Here is a 1,866-nt window from a genome sequence, read left to right as displayed (position 1 = left end):
TGTCGGGGGAGGAGGGGGAATGGGCTGGGGAGGTGCCTACGACGCGATCATCCCGTGTGGGGGCCACTCCTTCTCGCGGCGGGCTCGGTGGATGATTCGGCCTGCTGTGGTCCGGAAGATCGCGTCCTCCGGTTGGGGCGGGCGGGGGGTTTCGGTCGTCTTGTCGATTGTCAGGGTTTTGTTGAGGTTGTCTCTCGTCGCTCCGAACCGGTACTCCACCTCGGTCGGATCGTTCCTGATCCTGTTGTAGTACACCAGAAGTGCCATTGGTCTCTCGGTTGGTCGGGGGAGCATCGGCCGGGTGGGGAGAATCCGGGTGCGTGGGCGAGGTCGGGTGTGGATTCGGCCTGGCGGTCTGGTTGTCCGGGCTGGGCGGCGCCGAGTTCGACGGGGTGGGGATCCTGTCGGTGCGCGGGTCGGCCGGATTTCCTGCGGGCGTGTTTGCCGGACGAGCGGCGGTTTGAGGCGGGGTGGGGCGATCCGTCGAAGGCGCAACTCGGCCTGAATTGTTTGGTTGTGCAGTGTGCGCGGGGGCGGGTGCCGAGTCTGTGGTCGGCGCGGCGGAGCGGGGCAAATCGGCAGGCGGTGCCGCAGGTGCGAAGGTAGATGGCGCGGTGGCGGTGGCGGCCGAAGCTGCGGTGGTGGATGTGTTCGCGGGGTCTGACGGTGAGTCGGTCGAGTCGCCGGTGTGCGCCTGGCCGGGTGTGTGGCTCGGCGCGGACGGCGGGGTGTTCGGCACCGTCGGTGCGGACGGTGCCCCGGATGCGCTCGGTGCCGAGGGAACGCCGGCAGACGGCGGCGCGGCCTCCGTGGTCTGACCTGTCGGCGTGGTTTCTTGGGTTGGGGCGCTGGTGTTTTGGGTGCCCTGGGCGGTGTCCTGCGAGGGCAGGTCCAGCGGGTTGGTGGCTGTGCTGGACTGGTTGTTGCTTTGGGTGGGCAGGTCGAGTGAAGGGTTGTGACTCGGGGCCGCCGAGGTCGGGTTGCTCTGATCCGGGAGATCTAGCGGGCTGGTGCCGGGGGAGGTGGCGGCTGGCTGCTGTTGCGGCAGGTCCAGGGAGTTCGGGGGCGTGGTGGTGGGGCCGGCGGCGTTGTCCTGCGCGGGCAGGTCGAGAGAGTTGGGTGCCTGGTCGGGTGGAGACAGTGGGGTGTCTTGGGTGGGGAGGTCGAGGGAGCTGGGGTTCTGGTTCGTGGGTGCGTTGGTGTCCGGTTGGTTGTTGCCGGGCTGGTTCGGGCGCTCGTTTCCGCTGCGGTCGTTCTCGCCGTCGCCGTCGTCGTCGGCTCCGGTGGAAGAGGAGTGGGTGGGTGGATCGTTCGGGGGTGGGGTAGTGCCGCCCGGGTCGGTGCTGTTGTCGGGATTGCGTGCGCCGTCGTTCGGGTTGTTGCCGGAGTTGTTGTCCCCGTTGCTGTTCGGGTTGCCGGTGTCGGTGAGTCGCGCGCCGTCGTTGTCGCCGGTGTTGTCGTGGCCGGTGGTCTGAGTCTGTTCCCTGGCGGGGGGATTGTTGCCGTTGTCGGGCGTGGATTGGTTGCCGCCTGTGTCGTTGGATGCGGGCGCGGTTTGCGACTGCTGGTGGTTCGGGTTGTTGGCGCCGGTGTTGGGGTCGCCGGTGGAGGCCGGTTGGGTGTTGGCGGGAGGCCCGTTGCCGTTGCCGTTGCCGTTGCCGTTGCCGTTGTCGTTGTCGGAGCCGCCGGGCCCGTTGCCGCCTGCTTCGTCTCCGCCGTCGTTTCCGCCGCTGTCGAGTTGGTTTTGGGCGGCGCCGGCGGCGGCGCTGGTGAAGGTGTCGGCGGATAGTTCGAATTCTTCGCCGGTGATGGCGGCCATGGCGGCTTGGGAGCCGATGTCGGAGGCGACTTCGGTGGTGTAGTCGG

The 1,866-nt window shown here is 68.6% G+C and carries 1 pseudogene; it reads right to left on the bottom strand.

Annotated elements, in window-relative coordinates:
• Positions 1–1,866: pseudogene (locus GV790_RS28815) on the bottom strand (hypothetical protein); the annotation flags it as partial.

Origin of the sequence: Nocardia cyriacigeorgica, assembly GCF_010858045.1 — a bacterium.
GTDB classification, from domain to species: Bacteria; Actinomycetota; Actinomycetes; order Mycobacteriales; family Mycobacteriaceae; genus Nocardia; species Nocardia cyriacigeorgica_E.
The sequence above is the reverse complement of the archived record's forward strand: the minus strand, read 5'-3'. Positions and strand labels throughout refer to the sequence as shown.